The sequence below is a fragment of the Natrinema sp. 74 genome (genome assembly GCF_046097095.1).
Lineage (GTDB): Archaea > Halobacteriota > Halobacteria > Halobacteriales > Natrialbaceae > Natrinema.
The window spans coordinates 3,532,568-3,550,015 of the sequence record NZ_CP175698.1; the positions used below are offsets into that span (position 1 = coordinate 3,532,568).

Genomic DNA, 17,448 nt, shown 5'->3' on the forward strand with positions numbered 1-17,448 from the left:
TCGTCAGTCTCGACGACGATCCGCGATTCCCTCTTCGCTCGTCTCCGCCGCGACGATCTCGTAGAGGATCGCGCGACTGCCGTCGGACTTCGGCCGTAAAATTCGGCCGAGGCGCTGCGTGAACTCCCGTTCGCTACCGCTGCCCGAGAGGACGACGGCGACGGAGGCGTCGGGCACGTCGACGCCTTCGTCGAGCACGTTCGAGGTCGCGATCCGCGTGTAGGTCCCCTCGCGGAACCGCTCTAAGATCTCCCGGCGCTCTGTGGCTCCGGTCTGGTGGGTGATCGTCGGGATCAGAAACCGCTCGCTGACGTCGTACGCGAGGTCGTTGTGGGCCGTGAAGGCGATGAGCCGCTCGTCGCGGTGGTCGTCCAGCACCTCGGCGAGGGCCTCGAGTTTGGTCTCGCTGCCGAGCATGAGTTCGCGTGCGCGCTGGCGTGCGAGCAGCGCCTCGCGCGCTTCGGGATCGGAGCCCGAACGCTTGACCAGTTCCTGGTAGTCCGAGCCGCTTTGCATATCGATGTTCGAGCGCGCGAGGTAGGTCGTGAACACCTCCTGGTTTCGTTCGTATTCCTCGCGTTCCTCGGGGGTGAGCGAGACCTCGAGGCGCTTCACGTCGTAGTTTGCGAGGTGGTCGCCCGCGAGTTCGTCCACGTCGACGCGGTGGACCAGCGGTCCGACGATCTCCTCGATGACCTCGTGTGCGCCGTCGGGGCGCTCGAAGGTCGCGGTGAGCCCCAGCCGCGCCGGGGCGGCCAGGAGGCGCGCGATCTCGCGGTAGCCCTCGCCGCCGAGGTGGTGAACCTCGTCGAAGACGACGCAGCCGAACCGGTCGCCGACCGAATCGGCTTTCAGATACGCCGAATCGTACGTCGAGACGGTGATCGGCTCGAGGCGCTGCTCGCCGCCGCCGAAGCGACCGATCGGCTCACCGAACTCGCGCTCAAGTTCGCGTTGCCACTGCTCAAGCAGATCGATGGTCGGGACGACGACGAGCGTCGGGACCGCGAGCCGCTCGATCGCTTTCAGCGCGATGACGGTCTTGCCGCTGCCGGTCGGGAGTTCGAGGACGCCGGCGGGCGCTCGGCCGACCGATTCGAGCACTGAGCCGTCGCCGTCGGCCCGGCGATCGGTCTCGAGCCACGCCTCGAGCGCCGTTTCCTGATAGTCGCGAAGGTCGTACGCCGACTCGAGGGACGACGAGGAGGCGAGATCGAGGACGCGGTCGTCGACCGCGGCGTCCGTTTCCGACAGCGCCGCGCGCAACTCGGCGTACCGATAGGCGGGAGTGCGCCAACCGTCGGTTCGCCGGTCAGGCTCGAAGTCGGAAAGCCGCTGCCGGAGCGACGACGGGGAGACGGGGGATCGTTCGAGGCCGTCGAGACGAACCGTTCCGTCTTCGTACCGGAGTTTGATCGCCGTCGATTCGTCTGCCGGCGTCTGTGTCACAGCTAGCTGTCAGGGGTGGCCATACATATACGGTGGGATGCTCGCCGACCGGAGAGACGGTGTCCGTGTCGGGATCGGCTACTCCGTCGGCTCGGAGCCGGTGACGTTGCGATAGTCCGACTCGATCTCCTGCCGGCCGAGATGGGTGATTTCGTAGAACGTCTGTCGGCCGTCGGCGTCTTCGGGTGCCCCGGTTCGAGCGACGAGTCCGACGTCGACGAGCGTTCCGAGGTGGTGGCTGAGATCGAAGCTCTCGTCGTCGATCGCGGCGGCGAGGTCCGCGCGGGCGAGTTCGTCTCGTTCCCAGAGCAGGAACAAGATCGCGTATCGGCGTTCGTCGCCGAGTGCAGCTTTGCGGGCGGCGTGGTCGGCGAGCGTCCCCATACTGTCGTCGAAGAGCCGCTGATCGACGTACTGTTCGAGTTCTCCGTCGTCGGGAGCGGGCGGCGCGTGCGGGCTTTCAGCGGCCATCGGTGACTGGCCGTAGGACGCGCACCTACATCAGGATGGCGATTACAGAGATATTTTTCTTTGTTTTTGGCTGACGATATTCGTGAGTCGTTCGTGACCGATGGACATTTCTTTGCTGCTCGAGTCGAATGCGTGAGATAATGTTTGACGGTGAGACGAGGTTTCGGTACGACGGCCGTCCTATCGCGGATATTCTCTCAGAACAGGCGCCCGAGCCGCCGAAGTTCGACGCTCACAACGATTTCACGGTTTACGTGATGGGGCCGTACACCGCGTTTAACGCCGAACGAGCGTACGACGACGCCGACGAACTTCGCACGCCGTTTCAGGCGGATCCGCTTTTCGACCCGGACAGCCACGTCACCGACGATGGGACGGGCGACATGGAACGAGCCCTTCGGGATTTCTGTGCTGAACTCCGTGCCGAACACGACTGCCGGGCATTCATTGCGACTGATATCGATATCCCGACGCACGAACAGGCGGCTCCCGGGACCAAGCCCCGTCGCAACGGCGGTGATTTCACAACAGGAATGGATCCGCTCGCCCAATCGGTCGCGTTCGCTGCCCACAGCGACGCCGTCCTCTTCCTGTTTACGCGAGGGGGCCTCACGACCGGCGTCGGCGCTGAAACCGGCGGAATTCTCGGCGAGTTCCACCTCCGTCGCGGAAACCCCGCGCTCACTCACAAGCCCGGCCAGCGAATCGGCCTCTACCTGGACGACGACTTCAGCAGCGCAACGATCGACGAACTGCCGAAGGGCTACGACGTCCGCTACGATCGCTTTCGCTCGAAGCGTGACCTCCACGGAAAGGTCCGCAACTGGTTCGACGGCCTCGAGCGCGAGGCCCGCGATACAGATCTCCCCGTTTTCGTTCCCGGCGACACCTATTCGGCCGGTTCGGACGGCTATAGTAGCCGCTGAAACGAATCACACACTGGTCCTCCCAGCGATCAGGTGAGCAGTGACGTTCAATGGCTGCGATACCGCTCGACCAATTCTCTCGGGTCCATCGTATCACCGACCGCTCGTCCGTCCGGCCGACCCGCCGTACCTCAACCCTTTTATTACCGCTGTTCGTTGACTGGCACATGAGCGAAGACGAGGGCACGAACGCGTCCGCCCAGGGTGTCCCGTCCGAGGAGGAATCCGACGACGGCGAGACGGTCGACGTCGAGCCCGACCAGCGACACGACGGAGACTCGGCCGCAGACGCCGAGCCGTCAGCCGCTGACTCGGAGCCGACTGAAACCGCCGACTCGAGCCCGGACGAGACCGAGGGGGAGTCCGACACGACCGCTGAGGCGGCGTCCGGTACCGAGACGGGCGACGCAACTGATGCGGCGCCGGAAACGAGCGACGATATCCAACAGTTGCTCGACCAGGTGACCGAATACGACGACGAACTCGCGCGGCAGGTCAGCTCGATCGTCGAGGAGGCCCGCGACCTCAACGGGACCGTCACCGACCAGCGCGAGGAACTCGAGGATCTCGAGGAACGCGTCGAGTCACAGGCCGAGACCATCGGCGAACTACAGGACGAACGCGAGGAGTACGAGCAGGCGCTGGCCGAACGCGACGAGGAGATCGAGGACCTCAAAAGTCGGCTCAAGCGCAAACAGGCCGACTTCCAGAACTACAAGAAGCGGGCGAAAAAGCGCCAGCAGCAGATCAAAGACCGCGCGACAGAGGACTTAGTCGAACGGCTCATCGGCGTCCGCGACAACCTCAAACGCGCGCTCGAAGAGGAAAACGGCGACGCCGAGAGCTTACGAGACGGCGTCGAGATGACGCTCCGGGAGTTCGACCGCATCCTCGAGGACGAGAACGTCTCCGAGGTCGATCCCGAGCCGGGCACCGAGACCGATCCCCAGCGCCACGAGGTCATGATGCAGGTCGACAGCGCACAGCCTGAAGGGACGGTCGCCGACGTCTACACGCCCGGCTACGAAATGGGTGACAAGGTCATCCAGAACGCGCAGGTGACCGTCTCGAACGGCGAACTCGAGGCCGACGAGGAGGAGGAGACGGGAGACGCGGAGAGCGCAGACGAGGGCGACTCCGCGGATGCCACCGCCGGTGATGAGCCGTCGGGAGGGGACGAAACGGCTGAGACAGCAGCCGAAGACGGCGACGAAGATGGCGACGGAGACGACGGTGAGGCGATCGAACTCGGCGGTGAGGTCGCCGGCGACGACGCCCCGGCTGACGAGGCCGACGAGTGAGGAACTGGAGCCACTGATCGCCCGAACTTTTCCGTCGAGAGTCCATCGACGTGAGCTGATGCAGACCCGTTTTTACTCGCACACAACTGCCGTGAACGCGGGCGTACACCGCCCGAACGGCGTTTTATCCGGATTGTCCTCGAGCCAGTAACCTTTAAAACAAAGTGCGCACAATACCCGTCCACGATGGCGAGCAACAAGATTCTCGGAATTGACCTCGGAACGACGAACAGCGCGTTCGCGGTGATGGAAGGTGGCGATCCGGAGATCATCGTCAACGCGGAAGGCGAACGGACGACGCCCTCCGTCGTCGCGTTTACCGACGACGACGAACGGCTCGTCGGTAAACCCGCGAAGAATCAAGCGATCCAGAACCCCGAAAAGACGATCTCCTCGATCAAGCGCCACATCGGCGAGGAGGACTATACGGTCGAGATCGAGGACGAGGAGTATACGCCCGAACAGATCTCGGCGATGACCCTCCAGAAGATCAAACGCGACGCCGAGGACTACCTCGGCGACGAGATCGAAAAAGCCGTTATTACGGTCCCCGCGTACTTCTCCGACCGACAGCGCCAGGCGACCAAAGACGCCGGCGAGATCGCCGGCTTCGAGGTCGAGCGCATTATCAACGAGCCGACCGCCGCGTCGATGGCCTACGGTCTCGACGACGATTCCGACCAGACCGTGCTCGTCTACGACCTCGGTGGCGGCACGTTCGACGTTTCCATTCTCGATCTGGGCGGCGGCGTCTACGAGGTCGTCGCGACCAACGGTGACAACGACCTCGGCGGCGACGACTGGGACGAGGCCATTATCGACTGGCTCGCCGACGAGTTCGAGGACGAACACGGCATCGACCTCCGCGAGGACCGCCAGGCCCTCCAGCGGCTCAAAGACGCCGCCGAAGAGGCCAAGATCGAGCTCTCCTCGCGCAAGGAAACGGAGATCAACCTCCCGTTCATTACCGCGACCGACGACGGCCCGATCCACCTCGAGGAATCGCTGACCCGCGCGAAGTTCGAATCGCTGACCCAGGACCTCATCGACCGCACCGTCGATCCGACCGAGCAGGCCCTCGAGGACGCGGGCTACGACGAGGACGACATCGACGAGGTCCTCCTCGTTGGCGGCTCGACCCGGATGCCACAGGTCGCAGAGAAGGTCGAGGAGCTGACCGGGAAGGAGCCCCAGAAGAACGTCAACCCCGACGAGGCCGTCGCGCTGGGCGCGGCGATTCAGGGCGGCGTTCTCGGCGGCGAGGTCGACGACATCGTCCTGCTCGACGTGACGCCGCTCTCGCTCGGTATCGAGGTCAAGGGCGGCCTCTTCGAGCGACTCATCGAGAAGAACACGACGATCCCGACCGAGGAGTCGAAGATCTTCACCACCGCGGCGGATAACCAGACCACGGTGCAGGTCCGGGTCTTCCAGGGCGAGCGCGAACTGGCCGAGGAAAACGAACTGCTCGGCGAGTTCCACCTGACCGGCATTCCGCCGGCCCCCGCGGGAACCCCACAGATCGAAGTCACCTTCTCGATCGACGAGAACGGCATCGTCAACGTCTCCGCCGAGGACAAAGGCAGCGGCACCACCGAAGAGATCACCATCGAGGGCGGTGCCGGCCTCTCCGATTCGGAGATCGAGAAGATGCAGCGCGAGGCCGAGAAACACGCCGAAGAAGACCAGCAAAAGCGCCAGCGCATCGAGGCTCGTAATACCGCCGAGGCCACGATCCAGCGCGCCGAGACCCTGCTCGAGGAGAACGACGAGCAGGTCGACGACGACCTCCGGGCCGACATCGAGGGCGCGATCGATGAGCTCGAGGAGACGATCGACGACGACGATGCGGACGCGGAGGACATCGAGGCCGCGACCGAGACCCTGAGCGAGGAACTGCAGGAGATCGGCAAGCAGGTCTATCAACAGGAGGCCGGTGCCGGTGCGGCCGGCGGTGCCGCTGGCGGTGCGGCCGGCGGCGCAGCGGGTGCCGGCGGTGCCGGTATGGGCGGCATGGGCGGCGGTCCGAACCCCGGCCCCGACGCCGGCGCGGGCGCTGCCGGCGGCGAGGACGAGGAGTACGTCGACGCCGACTTCGAGGACGTCGACTTCGACGAGGACGAAGACGACGAGTAACGGGTCTTCGTCAATTCACGGACGGAGATTCGATTTTCGCTATCGACAAAGACGAGTAACCGGTCGATGTTGTCTTCTGCGATCGGAAGACGAACGCGGTATTTCGAAATGCGGAGGGAAAAGCGTACTCACCGCGAGTGAACGGAGTGAGCGAGCGGGCCGACGACCGATGTGAAGGCTCGCTACGCGAGCCGAAACGGAGGGAGGAGTGCTTTTGATCAACCTTTTACCGAAGGACGTCGCAGGCGCGCCGATGTCGCGCCTGCGACAGACTGCAGAGTAAAAGGTTGGGGTGGAACGGTCGTTTCAAGTGGCTCAACCGACTATCGGGGACACAACGAATGAGCGAGGACTTCTACGACGTTCTCGGCGTGAGCTCCGACGCGTCTACCGAGGAGATCAAACAGGCGTATCGGACGAAGGCCACGGAGTACCATCCGGACGTCAGCGACGACCCCGACGCCGAGGAGAAGTTCAAGAAGATCCAGAAGGCAAAACAGGTCCTGACCGACGAGGAGAAGCGGCAGGCCTACGACCAGATGGGTCACGACCGCTACGAGCAGGCCGAAAAGCACGGCTTCGACGCCGGTGACGCGGGCGGTGCCGGCGGCATGGGCGGCGGTCCGTTCGGCGGCATGGGCGGCGGAATGGGCGGTGGCGGCATGGGCGGCGGTGGCGGACTCGGCGACCTCTTCGAACAGGTCTTCGGCGGTGGCGGGGGTCGCGGTCGCCGCCGGCCCCGGAAGGGCCGGGATATGCGAACCGAACTCGAGATCGACTTAGCGGAGGCCTACGAGGGGGCCGAAAAGCAGTTCACCGTCCAGCGCCCCGAGGAGTGTGACGTCTGTGAGGGTGCGGGCCACCCACCGGAGGCGGACGCAGAAACGTGTCCCCAGTGTCAGGGCCGCGGGCAGGTGACGCAGGTCCAGCAGACGCCGCTGGGGCGGGTCCAGCAGACGACGACCTGTCCCCGCTGTGAGGGTGAGGGGACGCTCTACTCCGAGACCTGCGACGAGTGTCGCGGCGAGGGCTACGTCCGCGAGGAGGCGACGCTGACCGTCGAAGTCCCGGCCGGTATCCAGGATGGCCAGACGCTGCGAATGGAAGGAGAGGGCGCGCCCAGCCCGGAAGGCGGCCCGCACGGTGACCTGCTGATCGACGTAACCGTCAGCGAGCACGACGAGTTCGAGCGCGAGGGCGACGACCTCCACTATCGACTCCCGGTCTCGTTCCCGCAGGCGACCTTCGGCGACACCGTCGAAGTCCCGACCCTCGACGGGGCCGCCGAGTTCGAAATCCCCGACGGAACCCAGAGCGGCGAGACCTTCCGTCTCGAGGGGAAGGGGATGCCCCGACTGCGCGGGCGCGGCCACGGCGACCTCTACGTGCAGGTGCAGGTCGTCACCCCCGAGAGTCTCAACGAGGAACAACGCGAGGCACTCGAGGCGTTCGCCGAGGCCGGCGGCGACGAGATCGAGGTGAAAGACGGGTTCTTCGAGAAGATCAAACGGGCGTTCTAGCGAGCGGGACTGTCCGCCCTAATGGACGCAATTGTTATCGCACCGGTAAATATGGGTCGCACCCTGTCAGTCGTCGGTGATGGATATCGTTGGAACCTATCGGTCGGCAAATCAGGTGCGGAAGCTACTCCGGGTGGAACGACGAACCGGGTCGTCGTTTGATCTCTCGCCCGGTCGCCGACTCCAACTTTATCGGCGCGGTTTTCTGAGCAAGTCCGGCGTGATCTATGACTTCGAGTCGAACGATCCCGCCGCGTACCTCACTGACTACCAGCGCTTCGTCGGGACGAAGCGGATCAACGGTCACTGGAACGCGTTGATCGACAACAAGCTCGCCTTCCACCGAGTCCTCGGAGAGTTCCCGGCTCACCGTCCGACCGTGTATGGGTTACTCGTAAACGGGCGTCTTCACGCGTTCGACCCCGCCCAACAGTTGGCACTGACCGATGGCGGCATCGAATGCAAGCGGTCGCCCGGCTCGGCAACGACACAGCCGACCGAGGAGCCGATCGACTGGCTCGACGACATCCTCTCGGACGGGGACCGGCTCGTGTTGAAGTGGTTCAGCGGCGGCGGTGGGAACAACGTCCACTTCCTCGAGCGAGTGGACGGCAAGTACCGGTTCGACGGCGAGTGGACGAGCGAGTCCGACCTCGTCGAGACGCTCGCGGGCCTCGAGGACTACCTCGTCTGCGAGTTCGTCGAACAAGCCGACTACGCGGACGAGTTGTTCCCCGACACGGCGAACACGCTTCGAGTCCTGACGATGTACGACGACCGAGCGAGAGAGGCGTTCGTCCCGATCGCAATTCACCGGATCGGAACGCGGGACTCCGTCCCCGTCGACAACTTTTCTAACGGAGGGTTAAGTGCGCAGATCGACCGCGAGACGGGCGCTCTCAGTGCCGGAGCCGAGTATCCGCATGACGGAACCGTCGGCTGGCACGAGACGCATCCCGAGACCGACGCTCGTATCAAGGGGACGACGATTCCCGGCTGGGCTGACATTCGCGACCGATTGCTCGAGATCGCGGAGACGCTCTCTCACGTCCCCTACGTCGGCTGGGATCTGGTCGTCACCGACGAGGGCGAGTTTCGGATTATCGAGGCCAATAGCTACCCGGGCGTCACCTCGCTACAGGTTCACCGACCGCTGTTGACCGACGACCGAACGCGACGGTTTTACCGGGATCACGGCGTCGTCTGACCCGCCTGACGGCGCTCGAGATCTGGCTTGAGCGGACTTCCGCGAGCAGTCGACGGAGCGGTTCGGCCACTTCGGTGAGTGTCACGATATCGTACAACATAGATTATGGCCGCTGCGACCGAACGGTCAGCCCGGGATAACCATGCCAGCGAAACAGATCCTGCTCCTCGCGGGCGATTTCGTCGAGGACTACGAGGTAATGGTACCGTTTCAGACGCTCCAGACAGTCGGCCACGAGGTCCACGCCGTCTGTCCTGAAAAGGAGGCCGGCGACACCTGTCCGACGGCCGTCCACGACTTCGAGGGCGACCAGACCTACACCGAGAAGCCGGGCCACCAGTTCGAAGTGAACCACGACTTCGACGCCGTCGATTCGGCCGACTACGACGCGCTCGTCGTTCCCGGCGGCCGCGCGCCCGAGTACCTCCGGACCTACGACGAGGTCCTCAAGTTCACCCGCCACTTCTTCGAGGAAGACAAACCCGTCGCGGCGCTGTGTCACGGCGTCCAGATCCTCGCGGCCGCGGACGTGCTCGAGGGCCGGACCTGCACCGGCTACCCGGCGCTCGAGGCCGACGTGGCGATCGCGGGCGGAGAGTGGGAGGACGGCGTCACGCGCGACGGCAATCTCGTGACCGGACAGGCGTGGCCGGACCACCCCGAGTGGCTCGCCGAATTCCTCGATGTCCTCGGGACCGACGTCGACCACGCAGAGCCGGCGGCCGCCGACGACTGAGGGCCGGCAGTTGCGGCTATACGGCAGCGAATCCCGCCGTATGGCGGGTGAGAAAAAGGAGTCCGCCGCCGCGAGTCGGCGCGCTTTTTCCGCCCGGGGTCCCACGCTCGAGTATGAACGCTGGGACGGTCGACGACCTGCTCACCCGGGAGCGTCGCGACGATCGGACTGGGCTCGTCGATGCGACGGGCCGGGAGTACGACTATCACTGGCTGTGTACCTCGTCTTGGAAGGCCGGGAACTTCCTACGCCACGCGGGCGTCCGCGAGGACGTCACCGTCGGCGTCGTCGGCGACAGTCCGCTGGCACTGCTCGCCTTCCTCGGGACGACGCTACTTGAGGGGACGACCCGATTCGACCCGCCGACCGACCTCGCGGACGACGACGAGTTCCGGGCGCTCGTCGCACCCGTCGAAACCCTCGACGAGTATGACCTGCCACGCGGCGCACAGCGCGTCGGCTACGGCGACGCGCCCGACGCGCCGGACGTCCACCACTTCGACGCGGGACTATGGAGCGAGAACCCGTCGTTCCCGCCGCTGTCGATCGATCCTGAAACCGCGATTCTGACCGACGGCGAGCGAACGGTGAGCCACGGGCAGGTTCTCGAGGCCGCACGCGGCGTCGTCGAAGAGACGGGGCTCGAGGCGGACGACCGCGTCGTCGTCCGCGCCCCGCTGTCGGATCTCCGGGCCGTCGCTGCGGGCGTGCTCGCGCCGCTGCTGGCGCGAGGCGTGACCGTGCTCCCGGGCGACGAGGACGCGGCCGAGGGCGAACGCGGGACCTACGCCGTCTCGAGCGAGGGAGTCGAGTCCGTGCCCGAACCGAACCGGATCGACCTCGACGCGGTTTCGCTCTGAAATCAGCAGTCTCGTTCGCTCGAGTCGGTCAGAGCTCTCGGTACAATAGCCCCTCGAGCGCGGGCCCCGACAGCACGTCGCCGTCGTAGGTGAACCGCGAGCCGTGACAGGGGCAGTCCCAGGTCCGCTCGGCGTCGTTCCACCGGACGAGACAGCCCATGTGCGGACAGGTCGCCGACACGGCGTGGGTCGCACCGTTCTCGTCGCGGTAGAGCCCCACCGGCTGACTCGTACGCCGGACGACGCGTGCGTCGCCCCGGGCGAGATCTGCAGTGCTTCCCTGCTCGAGGCCGGCGAGCAGCGACTTGATCCGGTCGCCGACGAAGCTGCCGCCGACTTTCGCATTCTCCCCGAGGAAGCTCTTCGCCGAGGCACCGGGTGTGAGCCGCTGCGGGTCGAAGACGTCGGCCCAGGGGCTCGAGCCCTCGACGATCAGATCGGCGAGGATCATCCCCGCGGCGGTGCCGGTGGTCATTCCCCAGCCGCCAAACCCGGTGCCGACGTAGACGTTGCTGGCCAGCGGATCGATCGTCCCGATAAAGGGCACCTGATCGACCGGTTCGTAGTCCATCGTCGACCAGCGATACTCGATCGACTCGACGGTGAAGTGCTCGCGGGCGAAGGTTTCACAGCGCCGGTACCGCTCTGAGGTCGGCACCCCGCTGACGCTTGGCTTGTGACTCTGGCCGCCGACGAGCAGCAGCTCGCCGTCTTCGCCAGCACCGCCGTTCTCGCCATCCGCGCCGTCCGCCGCGTCCGGCGCGTACGTTCGCATCGTCGCCGGCGGCGATTCGGTGCTGTAGAACATCCCCTCGAGCGGCGTCTCGTCGATTCTGACGGCGAGCAGATACGCCCGATGGGGGTGCATCCGTGCGAAGTAGCCCGCACGATCGAGGACGGGAAAGTGCGTCGCGACGACCACGTCGTCCGCGGTCACGTCGCCGTGCTCCGTCTCGATGCGAGACGGTGAGTTGGGCTCGACCTCGAGCGCACGCGTCTCCTCGAAGACGTGACTGCCGTCGCCGTGGACCGCCTCGGCGATCGCGAGCAGGTATTTCCGCGGGTGGAACTCGGCCTGCTCGTCGAAGCGGACCGCGCCGTGGGTGTCGAACGGCAGCGGCGTCGCCTCGGCGTACGAGGCGGGGAGGCCGACCCGCTGGGCGGCCGCCACCTCGTCGCGGATCGTCTCCCGGTCGTCCGCCGAGGCGGCGTAGGTGTAGGCCTGCGTCCGGTGGAAGTCACAGTCGATGTCGCCGTCCTCGACGCGCTGCTGGACCTCGTCGATCGCCACCTCGTTCGCGTCGGCGTACTGCCGCGCTCGTTCCTCGCCAAATTCGGAGACGAGCGTGTCGTAGATCAGCCCGTGCTGGGAGGTGAGTTTGGCCGTCGTGTGTCCGGTGGTGCTCTCGACGATCCGATCCGCCTCGAGCACGGCGACGGTCCGACCGGCTTCTTTCAGGTTGATCGCCGTGCTCAGGCCGGTGATGCCGCCGCCGATGACAGCCACGTCGACATCGAGGCCGTCCTCGAGCGGGCCGTAGTCGGTCGTCGGCGTCGTGGCGAGCCACAGCGACTCCTCGCGCGGGGATTCGGGTGCGTTCTGGTTCGACATGGGGAACAGTGAGTCGGGCTATCCACACCCGGGGAAAAGGACTCGCGGGGTGCGCTCGCCTGCACTCGGACCGATTTCTCGCACGGACGAGGGTCGACGGGCCGTGACTGTCACGATAACCGTCGGAATGTTTATCTGGTCGTTCGTGGTCGGCCCGTTCATGGTAGACGTCATCGTCGTCGGCGGCGGCCCCGCCGGCCTGAGCGCGGCGCTGTTCACCGGAAAGAACGGCCTCGAGACGATCGTCTTTGACACGGACGAGACGTGGATGCACAAGGCCCACCTCTTTAATTACCCCGGCATTCGCAGCATCGGCGGCGGTGAGTTCATGGAACTCACGCGCGGGCAGGTCCGCGACCGCGGCGCGGAGATCCGCGAGGGCGAGGCGGTCACCGACGTCGAGTCCGGAGACGACGGGTTCCGGGTTGAGACCGACGGTGGCGAGTACGAGGCCGACTACGTCGTGCTCGCGACCGGTGCCGACCGCTCGATCGCCGAGGATCTCGCGGTCGCGTTCGACGACGAAGACACCGTCGACGTCGACATCGACATGGAGACCAGCGTCGAGGGCCTGTACGCGACGGGCGCGATGGTTCGGGCCGAGGAGTGGCAGGCAGTCATCGCCGCGGGCGACGGCGCGTCGGCGGCGCTGAACATCTTGAGCGAGGAGAAAGGCGAACACTACCACGACTTCGACGTGCCCGACGACGTGCCCGGGCTCGAGTCGAAGTAGGCCGGCCGCTCGGCCGACGCCGAGACTCGACGCCGAAACCGGGAGCCGTAGCCGCGCCTGCGAGTTCGGGCCACGCGACTAAGCGACTGGTCGCTGTCGATACGTTCGTATGCCAATGAACGACCTCCACGAGCTGTTCGTCCATAAACTCGCACAGCAGTATTACGTCGAACAGGAGCTCGTCGAAACGCTCGACGAGATGGCCCGCAACACGACCAACGACCGGATGAGTCAGGGCTTTGCCGATCACCGCGACGAGACGCGGACGCAGGTCCAGCGCCTCGAGGACGTCTTTGCGGCGATGGACCGGCCCGCGGAGGCACAAGACGCCCCGATCCTCGACGGCCTCGAGGAGGACCGTCGGCAACTCGAGGCCGAGATCGAGGACGACGAGTTGCTGAACATGGTCTATCTCAACGCCGGGATGATGACCGAGCGTATCGAGATGACCGCCTACGAGGGACTGACGACGATTGCGGAGCAACTCGAACTCGGAAACGATGTCCAGACACCTCTCGAGTCGAACTACGACGAGGAGAAGTCCACGTTCCGCGAGCTCGAGGCGCTGGCGACGGCGAAGGACATGAAATCACTGTGGGACCGCTTGACCCCGTCCTGAACGGCCGCGAGTGTCGGTGAGATCGGGCGGCTCTCGGCGGCCGCGCGGCCGTCCGGTCCGCGGGCGATCGCCCGTGACCGCCGGCTACAAGAGCCGTCGCATCGACTATCGACGCGTGCAACTCGAGTGCGTCTTCTTCGGGCCGTTTCGCGACGCCGTCGGCGAAAAGACGGTCGTCCGCGAGACGGACGCCGAGACCGTCGGCGAGTTGCTGGCCGAGCTCGAGGCGGGGTATCCGGATCTCGAGGGACGGTTGCTGGCAGACGACGGCGGCGGGCTCGCGGGGGAGACGGTCGTCACGAAGGACACGATACACGTCACGCATCTGGAGGGGCTCGAGACGAGCGTGTCGGCGGAGAACGTGATCCGACTCGTGCCGTCGGTCTACGGCGGCTAACGGGCGGATCGAACGGCCGAACCGTGCCCGTCAGTCGTCGGCAGACTGTGCCGGCGGCGCGATGGGGTCGATCGCGGCCTCGGGAACGGTCCCATCGTCGTTCAAGCCCCGCGCCGCGTAGTATTCGGCGATCGCGTCCTCGAGGTCGGGAATCTCGTATGGCAGTCCGTCGTCGCCGCCGTCGAATCCCCGTCGGTTGTTGAAGTGGCGCTCGAGGCGGACCGTTTTCGCGCCAATCTCCATGAGATCCTCGTAGTCGGCGTCGAACAGTGCCTCGAGACGGGCTGCTGTCAGGTAGTCGCTGCCGAACGCGCAGACGATTCCCGTATCGCGGAACGCGGCCGCGTTCTCCTCGTGGACGAGGGTCTCAGCCTTGCCGAGTGTCCCCTCGGGGTCGAGTTCGCCGCTGTACTCGAGGGAGAGCATCCCGGCGTACATGTGGTCTGCGCCGCGGTTCGCGACGGCGTAGGAGAGGCCCTGCCCGTGGAGGACGCGCCCGTCGTGGGCGGCAAACTCCATGCCCTTGACGGTGTAGTTATCGACGCCGAGGTCGTCGTGACAGCGGGCGACGCCCTCGGCGAGCATATCGCCGACCCCCTCCCGATAGGCAATCTGCTCGGTCACCTCTCGGGCGAGTTCCGCGTTGCCGAACGCCTCTTCGCTCGCGAGGTAAGCCGCGACGGTGACGCCCGCCGAGATCGTGTCCATCCCGAGCGTGTCACAAAGGTCGTTCGCCTTCATCACGTCGACGATGTCGCCGACGCCCTGGCTCGAGCCGAAGGCGTAGACGGTCTCGAACTCCGGCCCCTCGGTCTCGACGCCGGTCTCCTCGTCCCGCGTCGGGAGCTTGCAGGCGTACGCACAGGCCGAGCACGCGCCCTTCTTGTACTTCTTTTCCTCGACGGCGTCGCCGCCGATGTCCGCGGCGTGCTCGAAGCCGTACTCCCGAAAGTACCGGGTCGGCAGCGAGAAGTTGTCGTTGATGAACTCGGTGCTGCCGGTCGTCCCCTGCCGGCGCATGAGGTCGTCGGACTGGGCCGCCTCGCGGTGGACGTCCATCTCGGGCGGGTTCGGGATGTCGACCGGTGGCGCTGTGTCGCCCTCGAAGGTGACGCACTTGACGTTCTTCGAACCGAGGACAGCACCGAGCCCGCCGCGGCCGAACGCCCGCGAGTCGAAGGTCATCACCGAGGCGAACCGGACCCGATTCTCGCCCGCCGGGCCGATGGCGATGCAGTTGTCGGGGCCGAGGCCGTGGCGATCGTCCATATAGGCGGACACCTCCGGTACCGTCGCGCCCTCGAGTTCCGGCACTGCCTCGAATTCGACGCCGCGGTCCGTGACGTGGACGGTCAGTAGCTCGTCGCTCGCGCCGGCGATCTCGAGGACGCTGATTCCCGTCCCAACGACGTTGCGCGAGAGATAGCCGCCGGCGTTCGTCGAGACGAGGCCGTCGGTCAGCGGCGATAGACTGGTCATGTTCGTCCGACCGGTAAAGGACATCCGCGATTGCTGTAACGGCCCTGTCGAGAGATACGCCCGGTTCTCCGGCCCGAAGGGCTCCGCGTCGAACGGAATGCGGTCGTGTGCCAGCGCCGTCGCCGCGGCCCGCCCGCCGACGTACTCCGCGAGCACGTCGTCGATGGTCGTCTCGGTCGCCGTTCGCTCGCCGACGTCGACGGTGAGCAGAGGCCCTTCCGCGTGGAGCATGGCATACAATACCTATCGAAGGAACTTAGCTGTGGTACCCGCCGAACGGCGAGTCGACGCTGCAACCGCCAAATAGAGTTATTATCCTTCGGACGAGACGACCGAGCGATGCAGTACGATGCGGTCCTGTTCGACTTCGACGGGGTCGTGGTCGAGACTCCCTCCGCCGAACGGCTCTCGAACGCGCTCGCCCGAACGTACGAGACCCTCGAGCGCTCGGGGCCGACGGCGGAGACGCTCCAGGCGTTTTTGCGTGGTGACTTCGACTCGATCGCCCGGCGGTGTCGCAGTCTCGACGTCGAGGCGGACGTGTTCTGTGCTCGAGCGGCGCGAGAGATGGTCCGCGCTCAGCGCGAGGAGGTCGAGCGCGGGCTGCGATCGGCCTACGACGACGTAGCCGCGGTGGGCTCGCTCGAGGTCCCGCTCGGGATCGTCAGCGACAACCATCCGACCGTCGTCTCCACACTGCTCGACCGGTTCGGGCTCCGATCGCTGTTCGAGACCGTCTTCGGGTGCCCGCTGACTCCCGACGGGCTGGCCCGGCGCAAGCCCGATCCGACGAACATCAAGGCCGCGATGGACGCCCTCGCGGTGGACGACGCGTTGTACGTCGGCGATCGGGCCGTCGACGTGCGAGCGGCCGATAACGCGGGGATCGACTCGGCGCTGCTCGCTCGCGATGAGGACGACACACCGGTAGACGCCGACCCGACCTACCGGCTCGCGTCGCTGTCGGGACTCCCCACGATCCTCGCGTAGCTCGAGCCGGTGGCAGATTCGTGGGCGCGGTTTTTTGCGCATCCCGCCGTAACGGGCGTATGGATCCCGACAACACCTGGACTACGCTGCGACGGCAGTGCGAGGCCCTCGAGCCGGGCGCGGAACTGCTCACGCCCGTCTCAGAGCGACCGTTCGGAATCGCGCAGACCGCCGACGATCGGATCGTCGTCCGGTTCGGCGACAGCGGCGAGCGGCGGCCGCTCTGGCGCGAGCAGTTCGTCGTCTTCTTGGAGCGACTCGCAGCGGGGTCAGTCCCGACCGACGACCTCCCGCCGGGCGTCGAACCCTACGCGACCGTCGTTACGCTCACGGACGAGTACGCGGCCGACGACGGCGAGATTCGATACGACCCCGACGCGGCCACCGCCGGCGAGAGCCCGTTTCTGGTCTCCGCGGCCGCGGCTCGCTCGACGCCCGAACGAGTCCACGACGACGCCCTGTTACTCGCCGAGCAACTCGAGCGGGCCGACGCCGACGACCCCTCGGCGCTCGAGACAGAGGACGCGACCGATCTCTACGTCCTCGCGTCGGACGTCCAACGCGGCGCAAACCGCGTCCGCCGCTCGGTCTGTGACGCGCTGCTCGAACGGCTCGGTCCGGACCAGCGGCTCCACGGCCGATACGGCACCGTCCGGCGGACGACGCGAGAGCGCCGTCAACCCGAAGACGAGGAGACCGTCTTCGCCGCCCTCGACGACCGTGGCATCCCCCGGGAGTGGGTCACCGGCATCGACCGGGACAAACTGGACGTCGTCCTCGCGGTGACCGATCTCGAGGAAGACGAGGTCTACGACGTCGACGAAGACGTCTACGTCCAGAAGGTCGGCACCGACGAGGACGAGAAATACTCCCGGCTCGAGGGGATCGCCGACCGGATCGACGAACTCGAGGGAGCCGAGGGCGAGGACCTGCGCGCCGAACTGGACGACATCGAAAGCCGACTCGAGGAGGCGCTGTCGGCGGATTGAACGTCCACAGTGGGGAAGAACCG

At 66.0% G+C, this 17,448-nt stretch carries 16 protein-coding genes; 12 read left to right on the forward strand and 4 right to left on the reverse strand.

Annotated elements, in window-relative coordinates:
• Positions 1–3: 3 nt before the first annotated feature.
• Together ACJ70B_RS17590 and ACJ70B_RS17595 are read right to left on the reverse strand one after the other, a co-directional pair.
• The gene (locus ACJ70B_RS17590; protein ID WP_408958286.1) at positions 4–1,449 is read right to left on the reverse strand and encodes a DEAD/DEAH box helicase; all 1,446 of its coding nucleotides are present in this window, start codon (positions 1,447–1,449) and stop codon (positions 4–6) included.
• Positions 1,450–1,527: 78 nt separating this feature from the next.
• Positions 1,528–1,920 (reverse strand): ArsR/SmtB family transcription factor, encoded by a 393-nt coding sequence (locus ACJ70B_RS17595; RefSeq protein ID WP_408958287.1) that lies wholly within the window; start codon positions 1,918–1,920, stop codon positions 1,528–1,530.
• 140 nt (positions 1,921–2,060) lie between these two features.
• Between ACJ70B_RS17595 and ACJ70B_RS17600 the strand changes: the two genes are divergently transcribed.
• From ACJ70B_RS17600 to ACJ70B_RS17630, 7 genes are all read left to right on the forward strand, one after another.
• Positions 2,061–2,846 carry a hypothetical protein gene (locus tag ACJ70B_RS17600; protein WP_408958288.1) on the forward strand — a complete coding sequence of 262 codons (786 nt, stop codon included), beginning with the start codon at positions 2,061–2,063 and terminating at the stop codon, positions 2,844–2,846.
• Positions 2,847–3,013: 167 nt separating this feature from the next.
• The gene (gene grpE / locus ACJ70B_RS17605; RefSeq protein WP_408958289.1) at positions 3,014–4,147 is read left to right on the forward strand and encodes a nucleotide exchange factor GrpE; all 1,134 of its coding nucleotides are present in this window, start codon (positions 3,014–3,016) and stop codon (positions 4,145–4,147) included.
• A 186-nt stretch (positions 4,148–4,333) separates the two neighbouring features.
• Positions 4,334–6,283, forward strand: coding sequence for a molecular chaperone DnaK (gene dnaK / locus ACJ70B_RS17610; RefSeq protein ID WP_408958290.1), 1,950 nt, complete (start codon positions 4,334–4,336; stop codon positions 6,281–6,283).
• A gap of 341 nt (positions 6,284–6,624) precedes the next feature.
• Complete coding sequence (gene dnaJ / locus ACJ70B_RS17615; protein ID WP_408958291.1) at positions 6,625–7,803, forward strand: molecular chaperone DnaJ; 1,179 nt, start codon at positions 6,625–6,627, stop codon at positions 7,801–7,803.
• Positions 7,804–8,023: 220 nt separating this feature from the next.
• Positions 8,024–9,010, forward strand: a complete 987-nt coding sequence (locus ACJ70B_RS17620; protein ID WP_408958292.1) for a sugar-transfer associated ATP-grasp domain-containing protein — start codon at positions 8,024–8,026, stop codon at positions 9,008–9,010.
• A gap of 142 nt (positions 9,011–9,152) precedes the next feature.
• Positions 9,153–9,746, forward strand: coding sequence for a DJ-1/PfpI family protein (locus ACJ70B_RS17625; RefSeq protein ID WP_408958293.1), 594 nt, complete (start codon positions 9,153–9,155; stop codon positions 9,744–9,746).
• Positions 9,747–9,859: 113 nt separating this feature from the next.
• Complete coding sequence (locus ACJ70B_RS17630) at positions 9,860–10,606, forward strand: hypothetical protein (RefSeq protein ID WP_408958294.1); 747 nt, start codon at positions 9,860–9,862, stop codon at positions 10,604–10,606.
• Positions 10,607–10,634: 28 nt separating this feature from the next.
• Here the strand turns inward: ACJ70B_RS17630 and ACJ70B_RS17635 are convergent, their stop codons facing one another.
• Complete coding sequence (locus ACJ70B_RS17635; protein ID WP_408958295.1) at positions 10,635–12,218, reverse strand: FAD-dependent oxidoreductase; 1,584 nt, start codon at positions 12,216–12,218, stop codon at positions 10,635–10,637.
• Between the two features lie 160 nt (positions 12,219–12,378).
• On the opposite strand from ACJ70B_RS17635, the gene ACJ70B_RS17640 reads away from it, so the two are divergent.
• From ACJ70B_RS17640 to ACJ70B_RS17650, 3 genes are all read left to right on the forward strand, one after another.
• A complete protein-coding gene (locus ACJ70B_RS17640) occupies positions 12,379–12,951 on the forward strand; it encodes an FAD-dependent oxidoreductase (RefSeq protein ID WP_408958296.1) in 573 nt (190 codons plus the stop codon).
• A 115-nt stretch (positions 12,952–13,066) separates the two neighbouring features.
• A complete protein-coding gene (locus tag ACJ70B_RS17645) occupies positions 13,067–13,570 on the forward strand; it encodes a ferritin-like domain-containing protein (protein ID WP_408960132.1) in 504 nt (167 codons plus the stop codon).
• A 115-nt stretch (positions 13,571–13,685) separates the two neighbouring features.
• Positions 13,686–13,967, forward strand: coding sequence for a MoaD/ThiS family protein (locus ACJ70B_RS17650; RefSeq protein WP_408960133.1), 282 nt, complete (start codon positions 13,686–13,688; stop codon positions 13,965–13,967).
• Positions 13,968–13,997: 30 nt separating this feature from the next.
• Here ACJ70B_RS17650 and ACJ70B_RS17655 read toward each other — a convergent pair whose 3' ends face one another.
• A complete protein-coding gene (locus ACJ70B_RS17655; protein WP_408958297.1) occupies positions 13,998–15,677 on the reverse strand; it encodes an aldehyde ferredoxin oxidoreductase C-terminal domain-containing protein in 1,680 nt (559 codons plus the stop codon).
• Between the two features lie 108 nt (positions 15,678–15,785).
• Between ACJ70B_RS17655 and ACJ70B_RS17660 the strand changes: the two genes are divergently transcribed.
• Together ACJ70B_RS17660 and ACJ70B_RS17665 are read left to right on the forward strand one after the other, a co-directional pair.
• Positions 15,786–16,436: an HAD family hydrolase gene (locus ACJ70B_RS17660; protein WP_408958298.1), complete on the forward strand. Its 651-nt coding sequence runs from the start codon at positions 15,786–15,788 to the stop codon at positions 16,434–16,436.
• Positions 16,437–16,495: 59 nt separating this feature from the next.
• Positions 16,496–17,425: a hypothetical protein gene (locus tag ACJ70B_RS17665; protein ID WP_408958299.1), complete on the forward strand. Its 930-nt coding sequence runs from the start codon at positions 16,496–16,498 to the stop codon at positions 17,423–17,425.
• Positions 17,426–17,448 lie beyond the last annotated feature (23 nt).

Coding starts and splice junctions, on each gene's coding strand:
- ACJ70B_RS17595 (WP_408958287.1), bottom strand. CDS start 1,920: ATGGCCGCTGAAAGCCCGCACGCGCCGCCCGCTCCCGACGACGGAGAA.
- ACJ70B_RS17630 (WP_408958294.1), top strand. CDS start 9,860: ATGAACGCTGGGACGGTCGACGACCTGCTCACCCGGGAGCGTCGCGAC.
- ACJ70B_RS17635 (WP_408958295.1), bottom strand. CDS start 12,218: ATGTCGAACCAGAACGCACCCGAATCCCCGCGCGAGGAGTCGCTGTGG.
- ACJ70B_RS17600 (WP_408958288.1), top strand. CDS start 2,061: ATGTTTGACGGTGAGACGAGGTTTCGGTACGACGGCCGTCCTATCGCG.
- ACJ70B_RS17640 (WP_408958296.1), top strand. CDS start 12,379: ATGGTAGACGTCATCGTCGTCGGCGGCGGCCCCGCCGGCCTGAGCGCG.
- grpE (WP_408958289.1), top strand. CDS start 3,014: ATGAGCGAAGACGAGGGCACGAACGCGTCCGCCCAGGGTGTCCCGTCC.
- ACJ70B_RS17655 (WP_408958297.1), bottom strand. CDS start 15,677: ATGCTCCACGCGGAAGGGCCTCTGCTCACCGTCGACGTCGGCGAGCGA.
- ACJ70B_RS17625 (WP_408958293.1), top strand. CDS start 9,153: ATGCCAGCGAAACAGATCCTGCTCCTCGCGGGCGATTTCGTCGAGGAC.
- ACJ70B_RS17665 (WP_408958299.1), top strand. CDS start 16,496: ATGGATCCCGACAACACCTGGACTACGCTGCGACGGCAGTGCGAGGCC.
- dnaJ (WP_408958291.1), top strand. CDS start 6,625: ATGAGCGAGGACTTCTACGACGTTCTCGGCGTGAGCTCCGACGCGTCT.
- ACJ70B_RS17645 (WP_408960132.1), top strand. CDS start 13,067: ATGAACGACCTCCACGAGCTGTTCGTCCATAAACTCGCACAGCAGTAT.
- dnaK (WP_408958290.1), top strand. CDS start 4,334: ATGGCGAGCAACAAGATTCTCGGAATTGACCTCGGAACGACGAACAGC.
- ACJ70B_RS17660 (WP_408958298.1), top strand. CDS start 15,786: ATGCAGTACGATGCGGTCCTGTTCGACTTCGACGGGGTCGTGGTCGAG.